Origin of the sequence: Clavibacter quasicaliforniensis (assembly GCF_051201715.1) — a bacterium.
GTDB classification, from domain to species: Bacteria; Actinomycetota; Actinomycetes; order Actinomycetales; family Microbacteriaceae; genus Clavibacter; species Clavibacter seminis.
Genome location: NZ_CP139624.1, coordinates 1,040,267 through 1,058,809 on the forward strand (window position 1 = coordinate 1,040,267; position 18,543 = coordinate 1,058,809).

The 18,543-nt window shown below is 71.8% G+C and carries 16 protein-coding genes; 10 read left to right on the forward strand and 6 right to left on the reverse strand.

What is annotated here, in order from left to right; all coding sequences use genetic code 11:
- Window positions 1-29 precede the first annotated feature (29 nt).
- The gene (ptsP, locus tag NL142_RS05030) at window positions 30-1,685 is read left to right on the forward strand and encodes a phosphoenolpyruvate--protein phosphotransferase (RefSeq protein ID WP_435081214.1); all 1,656 of its coding nucleotides are present in this window, start codon (window positions 30-32) and stop codon (window positions 1,683-1,685) included.
- Between the two features lie 75 nt (window positions 1,686-1,760).
- Here the strand turns inward: ptsP and NL142_RS05035 are convergent, their stop codons facing one another.
- The 5 genes from NL142_RS05035 to NL142_RS05055 all read right to left on the reverse strand — a co-directional run bounded on the left by NL142_RS05035 (window position 1,761) and on the right by NL142_RS05055 (window position 6,655).
- Window positions 1,761-2,522 (reverse strand): succinate dehydrogenase iron-sulfur subunit, encoded by a 762-nt coding sequence (locus NL142_RS05035; protein ID WP_012037655.1) that lies wholly within the window; start codon window positions 2,520-2,522, stop codon window positions 1,761-1,763.
- 59 nt (window positions 2,523-2,581) lie between these two features.
- The gene (sdhA, locus tag NL142_RS05040; RefSeq protein ID WP_194683077.1) at window positions 2,582-4,405 is read right to left on the reverse strand and encodes a succinate dehydrogenase flavoprotein subunit; all 1,824 of its coding nucleotides are present in this window, start codon (window positions 4,403-4,405) and stop codon (window positions 2,582-2,584) included.
- A gap of 32 nt (window positions 4,406-4,437) precedes the next feature.
- Window positions 4,438-4,902, reverse strand: a complete 465-nt coding sequence (locus tag NL142_RS05045) for a succinate dehydrogenase hydrophobic membrane anchor subunit (protein ID WP_012037657.1) — start codon at window positions 4,900-4,902, stop codon at window positions 4,438-4,440.
- A gap of 2 nt (window positions 4,903-4,904) precedes the next feature.
- Entirely contained in the window at window positions 4,905-5,339 is a 435-nt protein-coding gene (gene sdhC, locus NL142_RS05050) for a succinate dehydrogenase, cytochrome b556 subunit (RefSeq protein ID WP_081840904.1), read from the reverse strand.
- Between the two features lie 140 nt (window positions 5,340-5,479).
- Window positions 5,480-6,655 (reverse strand): glycosyltransferase family 4 protein, encoded by a 1,176-nt coding sequence (locus tag NL142_RS05055; protein ID WP_435081215.1) that lies wholly within the window; start codon window positions 6,653-6,655, stop codon window positions 5,480-5,482.
- A 117-nt stretch (window positions 6,656-6,772) separates the two neighbouring features.
- Here NL142_RS05055 and NL142_RS05060 point away from each other — a divergent pair, with 117 nt between their 5' ends.
- The 8 genes from NL142_RS05060 to NL142_RS05095 all read left to right on the forward strand — a co-directional run bounded on the left by NL142_RS05060 (window position 6,773) and on the right by NL142_RS05095 (window position 16,300).
- On the forward strand, window positions 6,773-7,894 hold the full coding sequence (locus NL142_RS05060; protein ID WP_012037660.1) for a mannose-1-phosphate guanylyltransferase: 1,122 nt from the start codon (window positions 6,773-6,775) through the stop codon (window positions 7,892-7,894).
- Window positions 7,895-7,967: 73 nt separating this feature from the next.
- The gene (locus NL142_RS05065) at window positions 7,968-9,041 is read left to right on the forward strand and encodes a BMP family lipoprotein (RefSeq protein ID WP_435081216.1); all 1,074 of its coding nucleotides are present in this window, start codon (window positions 7,968-7,970) and stop codon (window positions 9,039-9,041) included.
- 150 nt (window positions 9,042-9,191) lie between these two features.
- Complete coding sequence (locus NL142_RS05070; RefSeq protein WP_435081217.1) at window positions 9,192-10,286, forward strand: BMP family lipoprotein; 1,095 nt, start codon at window positions 9,192-9,194, stop codon at window positions 10,284-10,286.
- An 81-nt stretch (window positions 10,287-10,367) separates the two neighbouring features.
- Window positions 10,368-11,909 carry an ABC transporter ATP-binding protein gene (locus NL142_RS05075; protein WP_435081218.1) on the forward strand — a complete coding sequence of 514 codons (1,542 nt, stop codon included), beginning with the start codon at window positions 10,368-10,370 and terminating at the stop codon, window positions 11,907-11,909.
- Window positions 11,906-13,276 carry an ABC transporter permease gene (locus NL142_RS05080; RefSeq protein ID WP_435081219.1) on the forward strand — a complete coding sequence of 457 codons (1,371 nt, stop codon included), beginning with the start codon at window positions 11,906-11,908 and terminating at the stop codon, window positions 13,274-13,276. Before NL142_RS05075 ends, NL142_RS05080 begins: the two co-directional genes overlap by 4 nt.
- Window positions 13,273-14,577, forward strand: coding sequence for an ABC transporter permease (locus tag NL142_RS05085; protein ID WP_435081220.1), 1,305 nt, complete (start codon window positions 13,273-13,275; stop codon window positions 14,575-14,577). The genes NL142_RS05080 and NL142_RS05085 overlap by 4 nt, the downstream gene beginning before the upstream one ends.
- Window positions 14,574-15,005 (forward strand): cytidine deaminase, encoded by a 432-nt coding sequence (locus NL142_RS05090; RefSeq protein ID WP_194683071.1) that lies wholly within the window; start codon window positions 14,574-14,576, stop codon window positions 15,003-15,005. The genes NL142_RS05085 and NL142_RS05090 overlap by 4 nt, the downstream gene beginning before the upstream one ends.
- The gene (locus NL142_RS05095; protein ID WP_435081221.1) at window positions 15,002-16,300 is read left to right on the forward strand and encodes a thymidine phosphorylase; all 1,299 of its coding nucleotides are present in this window, start codon (window positions 15,002-15,004) and stop codon (window positions 16,298-16,300) included. The genes NL142_RS05090 and NL142_RS05095 overlap by 4 nt, the downstream gene beginning before the upstream one ends.
- A gap of 59 nt (window positions 16,301-16,359) precedes the next feature.
- On the opposite strand, the gene NL142_RS05100 is transcribed toward NL142_RS05095, so the two are convergent.
- On the reverse strand, window positions 16,360-17,295 hold the full coding sequence (locus NL142_RS05100) for a uridine-preferring nucleoside hydrolase UriH (protein ID WP_435081222.1): 936 nt from the start codon (window positions 17,293-17,295) through the stop codon (window positions 16,360-16,362).
- Window positions 17,296-17,397: 102 nt separating this feature from the next.
- Here NL142_RS05100 and NL142_RS05105 point away from each other — a divergent pair, with 102 nt between their 5' ends.
- The gene (locus tag NL142_RS05105; protein ID WP_435081223.1) at window positions 17,398-18,516 is read left to right on the forward strand and encodes an adenosine deaminase; all 1,119 of its coding nucleotides are present in this window, start codon (window positions 17,398-17,400) and stop codon (window positions 18,514-18,516) included.
- Window positions 18,517-18,543: the final 27 nt, after the last annotated feature.

Consider the following 18,543-nt stretch of genomic DNA (forward strand, 5'->3'; position numbering starts at 1 on the left):
GCGCGGCCGCACCCGAGCGAGGAGTCACCGTGCGCATCACCGGCATCGGAGTAGGACACGGAGTGGCCACCGGGCCCGTGATGAGGATGCCCGACCCGCTACCCGAGCCCGGCACGGAGCCCTTCACGGGCGACGCCGACGCCGAGGTCGCGCGCGTCGCCGAGGCCCTCGCCGCGACAGCCGACGACCTCGCCGCGCGCGGCGCCCGCGCCGGGGGCGACGCCAAGGACGTGCTCGACGCGCAGTCGCTCATGGCGCGCGACCCCGCGCTCCTCGACTCGGTCGGCCGCCTCGTCGGCCAGGGCCGCTCAGGCGAGCGCGCCGTGTTCGAGGCGTTCGCCACCTTCCAGGAGCTGCTCACGGGCATGGGCGGCTACATGGCCGAGCGCGCGGCGGACCTCGCGGACGTCGCCCAGCGCGTCATCGCCCTCCTCCGCGGCGTGCCCGCGCCGGGCATCCCCACCGCCGACGCGCCCTTCGTCCTCGTCGCGCGCGACCTCGCGCCCGCCGACACCGCGCTGCTCGACCTCGACCGCGTGCTCGCCCTCGTCACCACCGACGGCGGCCCCACCAGCCACACCGCGATCCTCGCCCGCAGCCGCTCCATCCCCGCCATCGTCGGAGTGATGGGCGCCGCGGACCTCGCGGAGGGCGACGAGGTCGTCGTCGACGCGGCGGCGGGCGTGGTCATCGTGGATCCGTCCGATGCCGAGCGCGAGGACGCCGTCCGCCGGATCCGCGCCCGCGAGGAGGCGCTCGCCGCCCCCATCACCGACGGCGCGCTCGCCGACGGCACGCCCGTCCCGCTCCTCGCCAACCTCGGATCCCCCGACGAGGCCGCGCGCGCGGTCGAGCTCGGCGCCGAGGGCGTCGGCCTCTTCCGCACCGAGTTCCTCTTCCTCGACGCCGCCCAGGCGCCGTCGGTCGCCGCGCAGACCGCGCAGTACACCGCGCTCCTCGAGGCGTTCCCGGGCCGCAAGGTCGTCGTCCGGGCGCTCGACGCCGGTGCCGACAAGCCGCTCGCCTTCCTCACCGACCAGGACGAGGAGAATCCCGCGCTCGGCCTCCGCGGGCTCCGCGCGCTCCGGGCGAACGAGCAGATCCTCCGCGACCAGCTCACCGCCCTCGCCGCCGCGGACGCCGCCACCGACGCCGACCTCTGGGTCATGGCGCCCATGGTCGCCGACGCGGAGGAGACCGCGTACTTCGTGGAGCTGGGTCGCGAGCTCGGCCTCCGCACGGTGGGCGTCATGGCCGAGGTGCCGTCGCTCGCCCTCCTCGCGGACCAGGTCGTCGAGGTCGCCGACTTCGTGAGCGTCGGCACCAACGACCTCACGCAGTACACGATGGCGGCGGATCGCCTGCTCGGCTCCGTCGCGTCGTACCAGGATCCCTGGCACCCGGCGGTCCTCCGCCTCGTCCGCACGCTGGGCGACGCGGGCCGCGCATCCGGCACGCCCGTCGGCATCTGCGGCGAGGCGGCGGCGGATCCGCTCCTCGCGGTGGTCCTCGTCGGCCTCGGCGCCACGAGCCTGTCCATGACGCCCGCCGCGCTCGCCGACGTCCGCCTCGAGCTCGGCCGCCGCACCCTCGACGAGGCGCGCGCGGCCGCCGATGCGGTCCTCACGGCGCGCACCGCCGCCGAGGCGCGTGCCGCGGCTGAGCGGATCCTCGCGGGCGGCTAGCCGCGCGCTGCAAGACGGAAGGCCCCGCAGCTCCGAGGAGCTGCGGGGCCTTCGTGGTCCGGGGGAGCGGTGGCGCTACGCCTTGCCGCGCATGATCGCCTGCTTGACCTCGGCGATCGCCTGCGTCACCTGGATGCCGCGCGGGCACGCCTCGGAGCAGTTGAAGGTCGTGCGGCAGCGCCACACGCCCTCCTTGTCGTTGAGGATGTCGAGGCGCACGTTCGACTCGTCGCGCGAGTCGAAGATGAAGCGGTGCGCGTTGACGATGGCGGCGGGGCCGAAGTACTGGCCGTCGGTCCAGAACACCGGGCAGGACGACGTGCACGCCGCGCAGAGGATGCACTTCGTGGTGTCGTCGAAGCGGGCGCGCTCGGCGGCGGACTGGATCCGCTCCTTGCCCTTCTCCGGCTTCGTGTTCGAGATGAGGAAGGGCTGCACGTCGCGGAACGACTCGAAGAACGGCTCCATGTCGACGACGAGGTCCTTCTCCAGCGGCAGGCCCTTGATGGCCTCCACGTAGATGGGCTGCGAGATGTCGAGGTCCTTGATGAGCGTCTTGCAGGCCAGCCGGTTGCGGCCGTTGATGCGCATCGCGTCGGATCCGCACACGCCGTGCGCGCAGGAGCGGCGGAAGGTCAGCGACCCGTCCTGCTCCCACTTGATCTTGTGCAGCGCGTCGAGGATGCGGTCGGTCGGGTAGACCTCGACGTCGAAGTCCTCCCACCGGGGCTCGGCGTCCTGGCCCGGCAGGTACCGGCGGATGATGAGGGTCACCGTGAAGGTGGGGATGGCCGAGGCCTCTCCCGCGGGGGGTGCGTCCAGGGTTGCGGTGCTCACGTGTGCGGTCCTATTCCGATCGGTGATGCGGTGATGTGCGGCGGCGCTGACCCTGAGGGTCAGTACTTCCGCTCCATCGGCTGGTAGTTCGTGATGACCACGGGCTTGGTGCTCAGCTTGATGTGGTCGCCGGCGTCCGTGCTGTGGGCGTCGCCGGTGAGGTACGCCATGGTGTGCACCATGTAGTTCTCGTCGTCGCGCGTGGGGTAGTCCTCGCGGAAGTGGCCGCCGCGGCTCTCCTTGCGGTACATCGCCGAGTACACGACGACCTCCGCGAGGTCGAGCAGGAAGCCGAGCTCGATGGCCTCGAGCAGGTCCGTGTTGAAGCGCTGGCCCTTGTCCTGCACCTGGATGTTCGTGTACCGCTCGCGCAGGTCGGCGATCACCTTGGTGACCTCGATCAGCGTGTCCTCGGTGCGGAACACCTGGGCGTTGCGGTCCATCGACTCCTGCAGCTCGCGACGCAGCGTCGAGATCCGCTCGGTGCCGTTGGAGTTGCGCGCGCCCTCGACGAGGCCCTTCACGAAGTCGGCCGCGTCGGCGGGCAGCGGCGTGAAGTCGACCGTCTTCACGTACTCGGCCGCGTAGTTGCCCGCGCGCTTGCCGAACACGTTGATGTCGAGGAGCGAGTTGGTGCCCAGGCGGTTGGATCCGTGCACCGAGACGCACGCGCACTCGCCGGCCGCGTAGAGGCCCGGCACGACCGTGGTGTTGTCGGAGAGGACCTCGGCCTTGATGTTCGTGGGGATGCCGCCCATCGCGTAGTGCGCGGTCGGCAGCACGGGCACGGGCTCCGTGTACGGCTCGACGCCGAGGTAGGTGCGCGCGAACTCCGTGATGTCCGGGAGCTTCGCGTCGATGACCGCGGGCTCGAGGTGCGTGATGTCGAGGTAGACGTAGTCCTTGTTCGGGCCGGCGCCGCGGCCCTCGCGGATCTCCGTGGCCATGCATCGCGCCACGATGTCGCGGGGAGCCAGGTCCTTGATGGTGGGGGCGTAGCGCTCCATGAAGCGCTCGCCCTCGCTGTTGCGGAGGATCGCGCCCTCGCCACGTGCCGCCTCGGACAGGAGGATGCCGAGCCCTGCCAGGCCGGTCGGGTGGAACTGGAAGAACTCCATGTCCTCCAGGGGCAGGCCCTTGCGCCAGATGATCCCGACACCGTCGCCCGTGAGGGTGTGCGCGTTCGAGGTCGTCTTGTAGATCTTGCCGAAGCCGCCCGTCGCGAAGATCACGGCCTTCGACTGGAACACGTGGATCTCGCCGGTCGACAGCTCGAGGGCCACGACGCCCGCGGGCTGCTCCTTGCCGTCGACCTCGGCCATGACCAGGTCGAGCACGTAGAACTCGTTGAAGAAGTTGATGCCGAACTTGACGCAGTTCTGGTACAGCGTCTGCAGGATCATGTGGCCCGTGCGGTCGGCCGCGTAGCAGGAGCGGCGGACGGGGCTCTTGCCGTGGTCGGCCGTGTGCCCGCCGAAGCGGCGCTGGTCGATCTTTCCGTCGGGCGTGCGGTTGAAGGGGAGGCCCATGTTCTCGAGGTCGATGACCGCGTCGATGGCCTCCTTGGCGAGGATCTCCGCCGCGTCCTGGTCGACGAGGTAGTCGCCGCCCTTGACGGTGTCGAAGGTGTGCCACTCCCAGCTGTCCTCCTCGACATTGGCGAGGGCCGCGGCCATGCCGCCCTGCGCCGCGCCCGTGTGGGACCGCGTCGGGTAGAGCTTGGAGATGACGGCCGTGTTCGCCTGCGGTCCCGCCTCGATCGCCGCGCGCATGCCTGCGCCGCCCGCACCCACGATGACGATGTCGAACTGGTGGTAGTGGACGCCGTCCACGATGGTGCTCGTGGAGGGCTCGGAACCGGGGGTCGCGGTGTCAGTGGTCACGGGCTTCTTTCTCGAGGCGGGAGGGGGAGCGACTAGAGGTCGCCGCAGAAGGAGGGCAGCAGGTCGGCGGGCTGACCGGCGGGGCACGGGTCGAACGTGAAGACCACGAGCGTGCCGAGCACGAGCAGGACCACCGTGGACGTGACGAGCGCGCCCTTGAGGATCGTGCGGGTGCGCGGCGACGCGGCGTAGTCGTTCACGAGGGTGCGCATGCCGTTGGCGCCGTGGATGACCGCGAGCCAGAGAAGCGCGATGTCCCACACCTTCCAGAACGGGTCGGACAGCTTGCCGCCGACGAACGCGAAGTCGATGGCCTTGATGCCCTCGCCCTGGATGAGGTTGACGTAGAGGTGGCCGAAGATGAGCACGACGAGCACGACGCCCGAGGCGCGCATGTACATCCAGCCCCACTTCTCCCAGTTCACGCCGCCCTGCTTGCGGGGCTGGCGCGGCTGGCGGGGCCGCTCGACGCTGACCTGCTGTGCGATGTCGCTCATGATCAGATCCATCCCGCTTCGCTGAAGACGTTGAGGAGGTGGCGCGGCACGAAGCCGGCCATCAGCACGACCCACAGGCCGATCACGACGTAGAACATGAGGCGCTGGTGCTTGGCGCCGAAGCGCCAGAAGTCGATGAGGATGATCCGCAGCCCGTTGAGCGCGTGGAACCCGATGGCGCCGACAAGGGCGACCTCGCCGATGCCCATGATCGGGTTCTTGTAGGTGCCGATGACCGCGTTGTATGCCTCGGGGCTCACCCGGATGAGGCTCGTGTCGAGCACGTGCACGAGGAGGAAGAAGAAGATGGACACGCCGGTGATGCGGTGCAACACCCATGACCACATGCCCTCGCGGCCCCGGTACAGCGTCCCCGCGGGGACCTTCGGTGCGCGAGCGATGTGCGGTTCGCGGGTTCCTGCCGTCTTGATGGACACGGAATGACCCTCCCTGATGCTGGTGCCCCGTGGGCGGAGCGCCTTCGCGCCGACATTGCGCGTCGCCGTCGAGTCTACGGGCGGGTCCGGGCGGTCACCCGTTAGGGCACCCTAAGCCTCAGGGCTCGTCGGCGACCGCGTCAGGCGAGGAGCGGGACGGGGCCGGCGCCCGCGACGTCCGCCACCTGGAGGGCCGATCGGCGGGCCGACACCGCGCGGCCGTAGTGCCCGATGAGCTCGTCGCCGATCGTGGCCCACGACCGGCCGAGGACGGCCCGGCGGCCCGCCTCGCCCATCCGCAGGCGCATCGGCTCGCTGGCCACGAGCTCGTCCACCAGGCGTCGCAGGTGCGCGTCCCGGGGCGACGCGGGATCGAAGAGGAAGCCGTCCGTGCCGTGGTCGACGAGGTCGATCGGGCCACCCGCGTGCGGGGCGACCACGGGGAGGCCGGACGCGTGCGCCTCCTGCACGGTCTGGCCGAACGTCTCCTCGGTGCCGGTGTGCACGAACACGTCCATGGCGGCGTACGCGGCGGCGAGCTCGCGGCCGCCCACGCGGCCGAGCCACGTCACGGGCATGCCCGCGAGCGCGCGGCGGGCGGACGCCTGGCTCGGGCCGTCGCCCGCGATGAGGAAGCGCACGCCGCGGATCCCGCGGAGGGCGTGGAGGCGCTCGAGCTGCTTCTCGGGGGCGATGCGTCCCACGTACCCGACGATCGTCTCGCCGCCCGGCGCGACGCGGTGCCGGAGCGCGACCGCGTCCTCCATGGCGCGGTTGCGGGGGTGGTATCGGTCGAGGTCGACGCCGCGGCCCCAGCGGGCGACGCGCTCGACGCCCGCCGCCGCGAGGTCGGCGGCCGCGGCGCTCGAGGGCGCGAGGGTCAGGTCCGCGCCCTGGTGGATCCACCGCACGAGCCGCCACACGTACGGCGCGGTCGCCGCCAGCCGGTTCCGGCGCGCGTAGCCCGCCACGTCGGTCTGGAAGATGGCGACGGAGGGCGTGTCGATGCGCGTCGCGGCCGCGATGGCCTGCGCGCCCAGGAAGAGGGGCGACGCTGCGTGCAGCACGTCGGGCGCGAAGTCGGTCAGGAGGCGCAGAACCTGGGGGTTGGGGATGCCGACCGGGAACTGCCGGTAGGCGATGGCGGGCACGCCGTGGACGGGGAAGCCCGCGAACTCGGACGGGGCGCCGGCGTCCGGGGCGATCACGATGGCCTGGTGCCCGCGGTCCCTGAGGTGCTCGAGCACCCGGCAGACGCTCGTGGTGACGCCGTTGACGGTGGGGAGGAAGCTCTCGCTGACGACGGCTACGCGCATGCCTCCGACGCTAGGCACCGGTGCCGACCGCGCCGCCGTGCTGTCGTGAACGCCCCGTTGCCGTCGCGTGAACTCGGCGCATCCGGCTGTTTCCCAGGGTGCCGATAGTGTGGGCGCATGACCGAGCAGACGAGCGCGATCTCCCGTTTCTACAGCGTGATCCCCGCGGGTGGCGTGGGCTCCCGCCTCTGGCCGTTGTCCCGCGCGGACGCCCCGAAGTTCCTCCACGACCTCACGGGCTCCGGCCGCACGCTGCTGCGCGACACGTGGGAGCGGCTCGCGCCGCTCTCCGGCGAGGACCGGATCATGGTCGTCACCGGCCGCGCCCACCGCGCCGCCGTCGAGGCCCAGCTCCCCGAGCTCACCGACCCCAACGTGGTCCTCGAGAGCGAGGGGCGCGACAGCACCGCCGCGATCGCGCTCGCCGCGGCGATCCTCCAGCGCCGCGAGCCGGGCGTCATCATCGGCTCGTTCGCGGCCGACCACGTCATCGCCGACCCGGACCGCTTCCGCGACACCGTCCGCGAGGCCGTCATCGCCGCCGACGCGGGCTACATCACGACCATCGGCATCACGCCCACGGAGCCCGCGACCGGCTTCGGCTACATCCACACCGGCAAGGCGCTCAGCATCCCGGATGCCCCGCACGCCCTCGAGGTCGCGTCGTTCGTGGAGAAGCCGAGCATCGGCGTCGCCCGCGGCTACGTGAAGGGCGGCACGCACCTCTGGAACGCGGGCATGTTCATCGCGCGCGCCGACCGCCTGCTCGAGGAGCTCGGCCGCACCGAGCCCGAGCTGCTGAAGGGCGTTCTCGAGCTCGCCGAGGCGTGGGACACCGCCGACCGCGGCCTCGTCGTCGACCGCGTCTGGCCGAACCTCAAGAAGATCGCGATCGACTACGCGGTCGCCGAGCCCGCCGCGGCCCGGGGCGCGCTCGCCGTGATCCCCGGTCGCTTCACCTGGGACGACGTGGGCGACTTCGCCTCCGTCGCCAAGATGCACTCGAGCGGTCGCAAGTCCGACCTCGTGATCCTCGGCGAGGACGCGCGCGTCCTGTCCGACGCGTCGAGCGGCATCGTGGTGGCCAACAGCAAGCGCGTGATCAGCCTCATCGGCGTGCGCGACATCGTCGTGGTCGACACCCCCGACGCCCTGCTCGTGACCACCAAGGAGAACGCGCAGCGCGTCAAGAGCGTGGTGGACGCGCTCAAGCTCAGCGGCGGGACGGACGTCCTGTAACGAAGGGGTAACGAACCCTCCGGGCGCTCTCCGCGGCCGGAGGGGGCGGGAGCGCCGCCGTTAGATTCCGGGGATGCCCCGCACCCGCCGCGCCGTCCGCGCCGCCATCCTGCCCATCGCCCTCCTCTCCGCCGCGGCCCTCGCCGGGTGCGGCGCGGCCCCCGAGCCCGGGGCCACCTCGGCCGCCGCGAGCGACTACTGCGCCCGCATGGTGACCAACTCCGGCGGCCTGCAGGACCGCTCCTTCAACCAGTCGAGCTGGGAGGGGCTCCAGCGGGCGGAGAAGGAGCTGGGGATCCAGGCCGACGTGCTCGTCTCGACGTCGGAGACCGACCTCGCCCCGAACGTCGAGCAGGCGGTGGGCACGGGCTGCGGCTTCATCCTCACCGTGGGCTATGAGCTGGCGGAGGCCACGTCGGCCGCCGCGGCGGAGAACCCGGACGTGCACTTCTCGATCGTCGACGAGGTCGTCGACGCCCCGAACGTCAAGCCGCTCGTGTTCGACACGGCTCAGGCGTCCTACCTCGCGGGCTACCTCGCGGCGGGCGTGAGCCAGACGGGCAAGGTCGGCACCTTCGGCGGCGGCAACCAGCCCCCCGTCACCCTCTTCATGGACGGCTTCGTCGATGGCGTCGCGGCGTACAACCAGGCGCACGGCACGAGCGTCCAGGCGCTCGGCTGGGACGCGGCGGCGCAGGACGGCACGTTCACCGGCGACTTCGAGGACGTGTCGAAGGGCCAGACCACCACGCAGAACCTGCTCGACCAGGGCGCCGACGTCATCATGCCGGTGGCCGGCCAGGTGGGGGAGGGCGCCGCGTCCGCGATCCTCGCCCACGGCAGCGGCAAGCTCATCTGGGTCGACAACGACGGCTACGACACGCTCCCCGCCGAGTACCGCCCGCTCCTGCTCACGAGCGTGCTCAAGGACACCGGGCAGGCCGTCGTCGACATCGTGGCCGACGACCAGAAGGGCACCTTCTCCTCGGAGCCCTACGTGGGCACGCTCGCGAACGGCGGCGTGGGCCTCGCGGAGTACCACGACCTCGCCGCCTCGGTGTCGCCCGAGCTGCAGTCCGAGCTCGACGCGCTGAAGGCCCGGATCGTCTCCGGCGACGTGCAGGTGAAGTCGGTCTCGACGCCCTAGCAGAGCCCGTGTTGCCGCGGTGTTTCGGGGCCGTCGCGGATCGATAACGCTTGCGCCCCGGGGCCCGACCGGGGCACGGGATGCATTCCCGTGCATGGGTAACATGAACGCACATCGCCCGGCTGACCCGGGCTGCACCTGGAGGCCACAGTGACCATCACCACCCGAAAGGCCGCCCTCGGCGGTCTCGCCGCCGTCGGCATCACCGCGATCCTCGCGGGCTGCGGCGCCGCCCCCGAGTCGACCGCGGGAGGCACCGGCGGCGTCGCGAAGAGCGACCTGCTCACCTGCATGGTCTCCGACTCCGGCGGCTTCGATGACAAGTCGTTCAACCAGCTGGGCTACGAGGGCATGAACAAGGCCGTCACCGACCTCGGCCTCCCGGCCGCCAAGCCGGTCGAGTCCGCGGCGGAGACCGACTTCGCGCCGAACCTCACCAACCTCGCCGACCAGGGCTGCGGCCTGATCCTCACGGTGGGCTTCCTGCTGGCCGACGCCACCAAGGAGGCTGCAGCCGCCAACCCGGACATCGAGTACTCGATCATCGACGACGCCTCGATCGACGCCCCGAACGTCAAGCCCATCACCTTCAACACCAGCGAGGCCGCGTTCCTCGCGGGCTACGCGGCCGCGGCCTACTCGAAGACCGGCACGGTCGGCACCTTCGGCGGCCTGCAGATCCCGACCGTCACGATCTTCATGGACGGCTTCGTCGACGGCGTGAAGTACTTCAACGAGCAGAAGGGCAAGGACGTCAAGGCCATCGGTTGGGACGTCGCCAGCCAGACCGGCTCCTTCACGGGCGGCTTCGAGGCGAACCCCGCCGCGAAGACCAGCGCGCAGACCCTGATCGACCAGGGCGCGGACGTCATCATGCCCGTCGGCGGCCCGATCTTCCTCAGCGCGGGTCAGGCGATCCGCGACTCCAGCGACAAGAAGGTCGTCATGGTGGGCGTCGACTCCGACGCGTACGAGACCGCGCCCGACCTCAAGGACCTCTTCCTCACGTCGGTGCTCAAGGGCATCGACGCGGGCGTCGAGGACGTGGTGAAGACCGCGGCGGACGACAAGTTCGACGCGACGCCCTACGTGGGCACCCTCGAGAACGGCGGCGTGGACATCGCCCCGTTCCACGACTACGAGTCCGAGGTCCCGTCGGACCTGTCGGGCGAGCTCGACACCATCAAGGCCGGCATCATCGACGGCTCGATCACCGTCGAGTCGCCGTCGTCGCTGACGAAGTAGCATCGAACGCACCGCGGGGGGATCGGCAGTCGCCGGTCCCCCCGCCGCGTGCTCACCACACCCACCGAACAGATTGATCCGATGAAGCTCGAACTGCGGGGCATCACCAAGCGCTTCGGCGCGCTGGTGGCCAACGACCACATCGACCTCGTCGTCCACCCGGGCGAGATCCACTGCCTGCTGGGCGAGAACGGCGCGGGCAAGTCCACGCTGATGAACGTGCTCTACGGCCTGTACCAGGCCGAGGAGGGCGAGATCCTGCTCGACGACCGGGTGGCGCGGTTCGCCGGGCCGGGCGACGCGATGGCCGCCGGCATCGGCATGGTGCACCAGCACTTCATGCTCATCCCCGTCTTCACGGTCGCGGAGAACGTCATGCTCGGCCACGAGGAGACGAAGCTCGGCGGCCGGCTCGACCTGGCGGGCGCCCGCGCGAAGGTGCGCGAGATCTCCGCCCGGTTCGGCTTCGACGTCGACCCGGACGCGCTCGTCGCCGACCTGCCCGTCGGCGTGCAGCAGCGTGTCGAGATCATCAAGGCCCTGTCGCGCGACGCGGGGGTGCTCGTGTTCGACGAGCCGACCGCCGTGCTCACGCCGCAGGAGACCGACGAGCTCATGGTCATCATGAAGCAGCTGCGGGACGCCGGCACGGGCATCGTCTTCATCACCCACAAGCTGCGCGAGGTGCGCGAGGTGGCGGACCGCATCACCGTGATCCGGCTCGGCAAGGTGGTCGGCGAGGCCGAGCCCACCGCGAGCAACGCGGAGCTCGCGTCCCTCATGGTCGGGCGCAGCGTGTCGCTCACCGTCCAGAAGGAGCCGGCGACGCCCGGCGAGGCGGCCCTCGTGGTGCGCGACCTCACGGTGATCGACGCGTCCGGCCAGGTCGTCGTCGACGGCGTGAGCTTCGAGGTGCACGCGGGGGAGATCCTCGCCATCGCGGGCGTGCAGGGCAACGGCCAGACCGAGCTCACCGAGGCGATCCTCGGGCTGCAGCCCCGCGTGTCCGGCACCATCGACCTCGACGGGACCCGCCTCACCGGCCGCTCCGTCCGCCGCGTGCTCGACGCCGGCGTCGGCTTCGTGCCCGAGGACCGCAACGAGGACGGGCTCGTGCCGGAGTTCACCATCGCCGAGAACCTGATGCTCGACCGGTCCGACAGCCCGCCGTTCGTCGTCGCCGGATCCCTGAAGCTCGGCTACCTCGACGAGTTCGCGCGCGACCGCGTCCGCGAGTTCGACATCCGCACCCAGGGCATCGACACGCACGTCGGCCGGCTCTCCGGCGGCAACGCGCAGAAGGTCGTGCTCGCCCGCGAGCTCAGCCGCGACCTCCGCCTCTTCGTCGCGGCGCAGCCCACGCGCGGGCTCGACGTCGGATCCATCGAGTTCGTGCACACGCGCGTCGTCGAGACGCGCGACCGGGGCCTGCCCGTCATCGTCGTCTCCACCGAGCTCGACGAGGTGGCGGCGCTCGCCGACCGCATCGCCGTGATGTACCGAGGCGGCATCGTCGGCATCGTGCCCGGCGACACCCCGCGCGACGTGCTCGGCCTGATGATGGCCGGCGAGGTCCCCGCATCCGTCACCACCCCCACGACCGCCGGAGGGCGCACCGCATGACCGACGACACCACCCGTCCCGAGGGCCAGGCGCCCGAGGACCCGTCCGCGGGGCAGCTGCCCGCCTCCGGTCGCGAGGCCGGATCCGTGGGCGACCCCACGCGCTCGGAGGCGCCCGCGGGCGTGCCGGCCGTGGCGACGGCCGCTCCCGGCGACGGAGCCGAGGGGTCCCGCGCCGGCCAGGTCCTCCGCGAGATCGCGTCGGGCAGCGCGCTGCTGTCCGTCCTCGCGGTCGTCCTCTCGCTCATCGTGGGCGCGCTGCTCATCGCCGTCACGGACGAGGAGACGCAGAAGGCGGCCGGGTACTTCTTCCAGCGCCCCACCGACACGCTGAGCGCGGCGTGGAACGCGGCCTCCGGTGCCTACTCCGCGCTCTTCCAGGGATCCATCTACAACTTCCGCCGGCCGGGCTTCGCGAACGGCATCAAGCCGCTCACCGAGACGCTGACCTTCGCGACCCCGCTGATCGCGGCCGGCCTCGGTGTCGCGCTCGCGTTCCGCGTGGGCCTGTTCAACATCGGCGCCCGCGGCCAGATGCTCATCGCCGCCGCGTGCGCCGGCTGGGTCGGCTTCGGCTTCGACCTGCCGCCCGTGATCCACCTGGTGCTCGCCGTCGCCGCGGGCATCGTGGGCGGTGCGGTCTGGGGCGGGATCGTCGGCCTCCTCAAGGCGCGCACGGGTGCGCACGAGGTGATCGTCACGATCATGCTCAACTACGTCGCGTTCTACCTCCTCTCGTACCTGCTCCGGACGCCCGGTCTGCTGCAGGCACCCGGGTCCAACAACCCGAAGACGCCCGCGATGGCCGACAACGCGATCTTCCCGGCGCTCCTCGGCGACGGGTACTCGCTGCACGCGGGCTTCCTCGTGGTCGTCGTCGCGACGGTGATCGTCTGGTACCTCCTCAACCGCTCGGGCCTCGGCTTCCGCTTCCGCGCGGTGGGCGAGAACCCGAGCGCCGCGCGGGTGGCCGGCATCGACGTCAAGAACTCGTACCTCTACGCCATGCTCATCTCCGGCGGGCTCGCGGGCCTCGCAGGGGCGAGCCAGGTGCTCGGCACGGTCACGACGGGCTTCAGCTCGGGCATCGACGCCGGCATCGGCTTCGACGCCATCACGGTGGCGCTGCTCGGACGCAGCCGGCCGTGGGGCGTGTTCGTCGCGGGGATCCTGTTCGGCGCGTTCAAGGCCGGCGGCTTCTCGATGCAGGCGGCCGAGGGCGTGCCCATCGACATCGTCGTGGTCGTCCAGTCGCTCATCGTCCTGTTCATCGCGGCGCCCCCGCTCGTGCGGGCGGTCTTCCGCCTGCCCGCGCCGGGCCAGGCGCGTCGCACCACCCGCACCCGGAAGGCGGCGATCGCCTCATGACCGCGACGACCCCCACGCAGTCGGCGTCACCCGCGCCGCACGACCCCGCGGCCGCGGCCCTCGAGCGCGCCGTCGCGACCAGCTGGAAGGCGCCCGTCGCCTTCGGCGTCTTCACCGTGATCTCGCTCGTCCTGTTCGTGCTGCTCGGACGCGAGGGGTCGAGCACGTTCGGCCTCTCGACCGGCACCGACCTCATCCAGCTCGCGCCGCTCGTGCTGCCGACCGCCGCCACCGGCGTCGCCGTGACCGTGGCCCTCGCCGCGCTCACGGTGGTGTCCGCCGTGCTGGTGCGCCGGTCGGCGAAGGTGCCGCTGTGGTTCACCGTCGTGTTCGCGATCCTGTTCCTCGTCGCGTTCCTCACCTGGGCGTCCGCGGGCCAGACGATCCCGGTGCCGGGACTCCTCGTGGGCACGGTCGCCCTGTCGGTGCCGCTCATCTTCGGCGCGCTCGGCGGCGTGCTCTCGGAGCGCGTCGGCGTCGTCAACGTCGCGATCGAGGGCCAGCTGCTGGCGGGCGCGTTCGTGTCCGCGGTGGTGGCCTCCCTCACGGGGCAGCCGCTCATCGGCCTGGCGTCCGCCATGGTCGCCGGCATGCTGGTCTCGTTCGTGCTCGCCGCCTTCGCGATCAAGTACCTGGTCGACCAGGTCATCGTGGGCGTCGTGCTCAACGTGCTGGTCACGGGCCTCACGAGCTTCCTCTTCTCGCAGGTGCTGTCGGCCGACCCGGGGCGCCTCAACTCGCCGCCGCGCTTCGACCGCATCGACATCCCGGTCCTCGGCCAGATCCCGATCATCGGGCCGGTGCTCTTCCGGCAGACGATCATCGTCTACGTCATGTACGTGGCCGTGTTCCTCGTCTGGTACTGCCTCTTCCACACGCGCTGGGGCCTCCGCCTCCGCGCGGTGGGCGAGCACCCGCAGGCTGCCGACACCGTGGGCATCAAGGTCTCCGCCACCCGGTTCTGGAACGTCTCCCTCGCGGGGGCCATCGCGGGCCTCGGCGGCGCGTTCTTCACGCTGGGATCCGTCGGCGCGTTCAACAAGGAGATGACCGCCGGCGCCGGGTTCATCGCCCTCGCCGCCGTGATCTTCGGCCGGTGGGATCCGCTGCGCGCCACCCTCGCGGCCCTCCTGTTCGGCTTCGCCAGCAACCTGCAGAACGTCCTCGGCGTCATCGGGTCGCCCGTGCCGAGCGAGTTCATGCTGATGCTGCCGTACGTCGTGACCATCGCCGCCGTCGCGGGCCTCGTGGGGCAGGTGCGCGGACCCGCCGCCGCCGGCAAGCCCTACGTGAAGTCGTGAGCGCCGTGGAGCCCGTCGAGTCGGGCGGCATCGACTGGGGATCCCTCCGCGAGGCGGCGCACGAGGCCATGGGCCGCGCGTACGTCCCGTACTCCAAGTTCCCGGTGGGCGTCGCGGCCATCGCCACGGACGGCCGCGTCATCACCGGCTGCAACGTGGAGAACGCGTCCTACGGCCTGACCCTCTGCGCCGAGTGCGCGCTCGTCTCGGTCCTGCACCTCACGGGCGGCGGCCAGCTCGTCGCCTTCACGTGCGTGGACGGGGACGGCAACGTCCTCATGCCGTGCGGGCGCTGCCGGCAGCTGCTGTTCGAGCACGCGGTGCCGGGCATGCTGCTGGAGACCGTGTCGGGGATCCGCACCATCGACGAGGTCCTGCCGGACGCGTTCGGCCCCAGCACGCTGAACGCCTACGGGGACCGCTCGTGAGCGCCGCGTTCGACGTCGTCGACCTCATCCGCACCAAGCGCGACGGCGGCCGCCTCTCGACCGCCGAGATCGACTGGCTCGTCGCCGCGTACACCGACCGCTACGTCGCGGACGAGCAGATGGCCGCGCTCGCGATGGCGATCCTGCTCCGCGGCATGGACCGCATCGAGATCCGCGACCTCACCCTCGCCATGATCGCGAGCGGCGAGACCCTCGACTTCTCGCAGCTCGGCAAGCCCACGGTCGACAAGCACTCCACGGGCGGCGTGGGCGACAAGATCACCCTCCCGCTCATGCCCCTCGTCGCCTCGTACGGCGTCGCGGTGCCGCAGCTCTCCGGCCGCGGCCTCGGCCACACGGGCGGCACGCTCGACAAGCTCGAGTCCATCCCCGGCTGGCGCGCCGACCTCTCCACGGAGGAGATGGTGCAGCAGATGAAGGACCACGGCGGCGTGATCTGCGCGGCCGGCAGCGGCCTCGCACCGGCGGACAAGCGCCTCTACGCGCTGCGCGACACCACCGGCACGGTCGAGGCGATCCCGCTCATCGCGTCGAGCATCATGAGCAAGAAGATCGCGGAGGGCACGGGCGCGCTCGTGCTCGACGTGAAGTTCGGATCCGGCGCATTCATGACCGACATCGACCGGTCCCGCGAGCTCGCCCGCACGATGGTCGAGCTCGGCACCGACGCCGGGGTCCGGACCACCGCGCTCCTCACCGACATGGACGTCCCGCTCGGCCTCGCCATCGGCAACGCGAACGAGGTGCGCGAGTCCGTCGAGGTGCTCGCGGGCGGCGGCCCCGCCGACGTCGTCGAGCTCACCCTGGCGCTCGCGCGGGAGATGCTCGCCGCGGTCGGGATCCCGGACGCCGACGTCGAGGTCGCCCTCCGCGACGGCCGGGCCATGGACTCGTGGCGCGCCACCGTGCGCGCGCAGGGCGGTGATCCGGACGCCGCGATGCCCGTCGCGCGCGAGACCCACGTGGTCACCGCGGAGCGTGACGGCGTGCTCGTGCAGCAGGACGCCCTCCCGTTCGGCATCGCGGCCTGGCGCCTCGGCGCCGGACGCGCGCGCCAGGGGGACGCCGTGCAGCACGCCGCGGGCGTCGACCTGCACGCGAAGCCGGGGGACCGCGTCCGCCGCGGAGACCCGCTCTTCACCCTCTCGGCCGACGAGCCCGAGCGGTTCGCCCGTGCGCTGGAGTCGCTCGAGGGCGCGTACCGCGTCGGCGATCCGGAGGAGCACGTCGCGCGCGGCCCGCTCGTGCGGGAGCGCATCACCGCAGAGGGCTGATCCGCTGCCCGGCCGTCGTCGGAAGACGCCGGCCGGGCCCAGCCCTGGCGGCCCGCGCCTCAGCCGATGCGCTCGAGCGCGTCGACCACCATGTCCCAGAACCCGGCGTGGTCGAGGTCGACGGCGACCTGCGTCGTGCAGTCGGCGGGAGCTGGCCGGCGCAGGTCCGCGACGGTCATCCCGGTCGTGTGCGTGCCCGTCAGCTCGACGGAGATCGGCGCACGCCGGACGCTGACCAGCCGCGGGTCGATCACGCGCGCGACGGCGCACGGGTCGTGCACGGGCGGGCTCGGGAAGTCCTGCCGGTCGTGGTAGGCCCGGCCGTAGGACTCCATCGAGTCGACGACGAAGCGCGCCGCCGGCGTCCCCAGGGCCGCGATGCGCGCCATGACCTCGGGCGTCGCCGTCGCCTGGTACGTGAGGTCGAGGCCGACCATCGTCACGGGCCACGCCTCGCCGAAGACGATGTGCGCGGCCTCGGGGTCCACCGCGATGTTGAACTCCGCCACGGCCGTGCGGTTGCCCCGGTGGTAGCCGCCGCCCATGAGCACGACCTCCTTCACGCGCTCGACGATGCGCGGCTCGCGGCGCATCGCGAGCGCGATGTTCGTGAGCGCGCCGAGCGGCACCAGGGTGATCTCGCCGGGCGCGTGGCCCATGACCGTCTCGATGATGACGTCCACCGCGTGCCGCGGGTCGAGCGCGACGGTGGGCTCCGGCAGCTCGGGCCCGTCGAGCCCGGACTCGCCGTGGATCTCCGGCGCGGTCATCACGGGCCGCACCAGCGGGCGCGCGCAGCCGGCGGCGACGGGCACGCCGTGGATGCCCGCGACGGTCGCGACCGCGAGCGCGTTCCGCGTCACCTTCTCCAGCGTCTGGTTGCCGGCGACGGTGGTGATGCCGACGAGCTCGACCTCGGGGCTGCCGTGCGCGAGCATCAGGGCGAGGGCGTCGTCGTGCCCCGGGTCGCAGTCGATCAGGATCTTGGTGGGCATGGGTCCTCCGGCTCGGGTCGCGGCCGCCGACGTCTCGCGCACCGATCGTTCGTGTGCCTACTACCTCGGCGTGGGCCGCGTCGAGGCTAGTAGATTCGTCCCATGACGATCGCTCCCGAGGACTCCACGCTGCCCGGCGGAGGGTCGTTCCGCGACCTCCCCAAGGTCTCCCTGCACGACCACCTCGACGGCGGCCTCCGTCCCGGGACGATCGTCGAGATCGCCGACGAGATCGGGCTCGAGCTGCCCGCCTCGGGTGCCGAGGCGCTCGGCGAGTGGTTCCGCACCAGCGCCGACTCCGGATCGCTCGTCGACTACCTGAAGACCTTCGACGTCACCATCGCCGTCATGCAGACCGAGGAGCAGCTGGCGCGCGTCGCCCGCGAGTTCGTCGAGGACCTCGCGGACGACGGTGTCGTCTACGGCGAGATCCGCTGGGCGCCGGAGCAGCACCTCACCCGCGGGCTGTCGCTCGACCAGGCGGTCGAGGCCGTGCAGTCCGGCATCGAGGAGGCCGTGCGCGGCGTCGAGGAGGCGGGCGGATCCATCCGCGTCGGCCAGCTCGTCAGCGCCATGCGCCACCTCGACCGGGGCACCGAGATCGCGGAGCTCGCCATCCGCCATCGCGACCGCGGCGTCGTGGGCTTCGACATCGCCGGGCCCGAGGCGGGCTTCCCGCCGTCCCGCATGCAGGGCGCGTTCGACCTGCTGGCGCGCGAGTGGATGCCCCGCACGGTGCACGCGGGCGAGGCCGACGGTCTCGAGTCCATCCGCGGTGCGCTCCTCGACGGACGGGCCCTGCGCCTCGGCCACGGCGTGCGCATCGCCGAGGACATCGAGGTCGACAGCGAGGAGGGCGAGGACGTCTTCGTCACCCTCGGCACGCTCGCGCAGTGGATCAAGGACCGCGGCATCCCGCTCGAGCTCAGCCCGTCGTCGAACCTGCAGACCGGCGCCATCGAGGCGTGGGGCGACGAGATGGTCGACCACCCCTTCGACCTGCTCTACCAGCTCGGCTTCGCCGTCACGGTCAACACCGACAACCGCCTGATGAGCGGCACCAGCATCAGCCGCGAGCTGGCGCTCCTCACGGACGCGTTCGCCTACGACCTCGACGACCACGAGGTCTTCCAGCTGAACGCGGCCGCCGCGGCGTTCCTGCCGCTGGAGGAGCGCGAGGCGCTCGCCGACATCATCTCCGACGGGTTCGCCCGCCTGTAGCGCGGGGCCCGAGGTCTCCCGTCCCGC

What these genes read in the sequence shown, in the direction of transcription:
- NL142_RS05045 (WP_012037657.1), bottom strand. Translation starts at nt 4,902, where the DNA reads ATGAGCGACATCGCACAGCAGGTCAGCGTCGAGCGGCCCCGCCAGCCG.
- NL142_RS05055 (WP_435081215.1), bottom strand. Translation starts at nt 6,655, where the DNA reads ATGCGCGTAGCCGTCGTCAGCGAGAGCTTCCTCCCCACCGTCAACGGC.
- NL142_RS05060 (WP_012037660.1), top strand. Translation starts at nt 6,773, where the DNA reads ATGACCGAGCAGACGAGCGCGATCTCCCGTTTCTACAGCGTGATCCCC.
- NL142_RS05065 (WP_435081216.1), top strand. Translation starts at nt 7,968, where the DNA reads ATGCCCCGCACCCGCCGCGCCGTCCGCGCCGCCATCCTGCCCATCGCC.
- NL142_RS05075 (WP_435081218.1), top strand. Translation starts at nt 10,368, where the DNA reads ATGAAGCTCGAACTGCGGGGCATCACCAAGCGCTTCGGCGCGCTGGTG.
- NL142_RS05080 (WP_435081219.1), top strand. Translation starts at nt 11,906, where the DNA reads ATGACCGACGACACCACCCGTCCCGAGGGCCAGGCGCCCGAGGACCCG.
- NL142_RS05085 (WP_435081220.1), top strand. Translation starts at nt 13,273, where the DNA reads ATGACCGCGACGACCCCCACGCAGTCGGCGTCACCCGCGCCGCACGAC.
- NL142_RS05100 (WP_435081222.1), bottom strand. Translation starts at nt 17,295, where the DNA reads ATGCCCACCAAGATCCTGATCGACTGCGACCCGGGGCACGACGACGCC.
- NL142_RS05105 (WP_435081223.1), top strand. Translation starts at nt 17,398, where the DNA reads ATGACGATCGCTCCCGAGGACTCCACGCTGCCCGGCGGAGGGTCGTTC.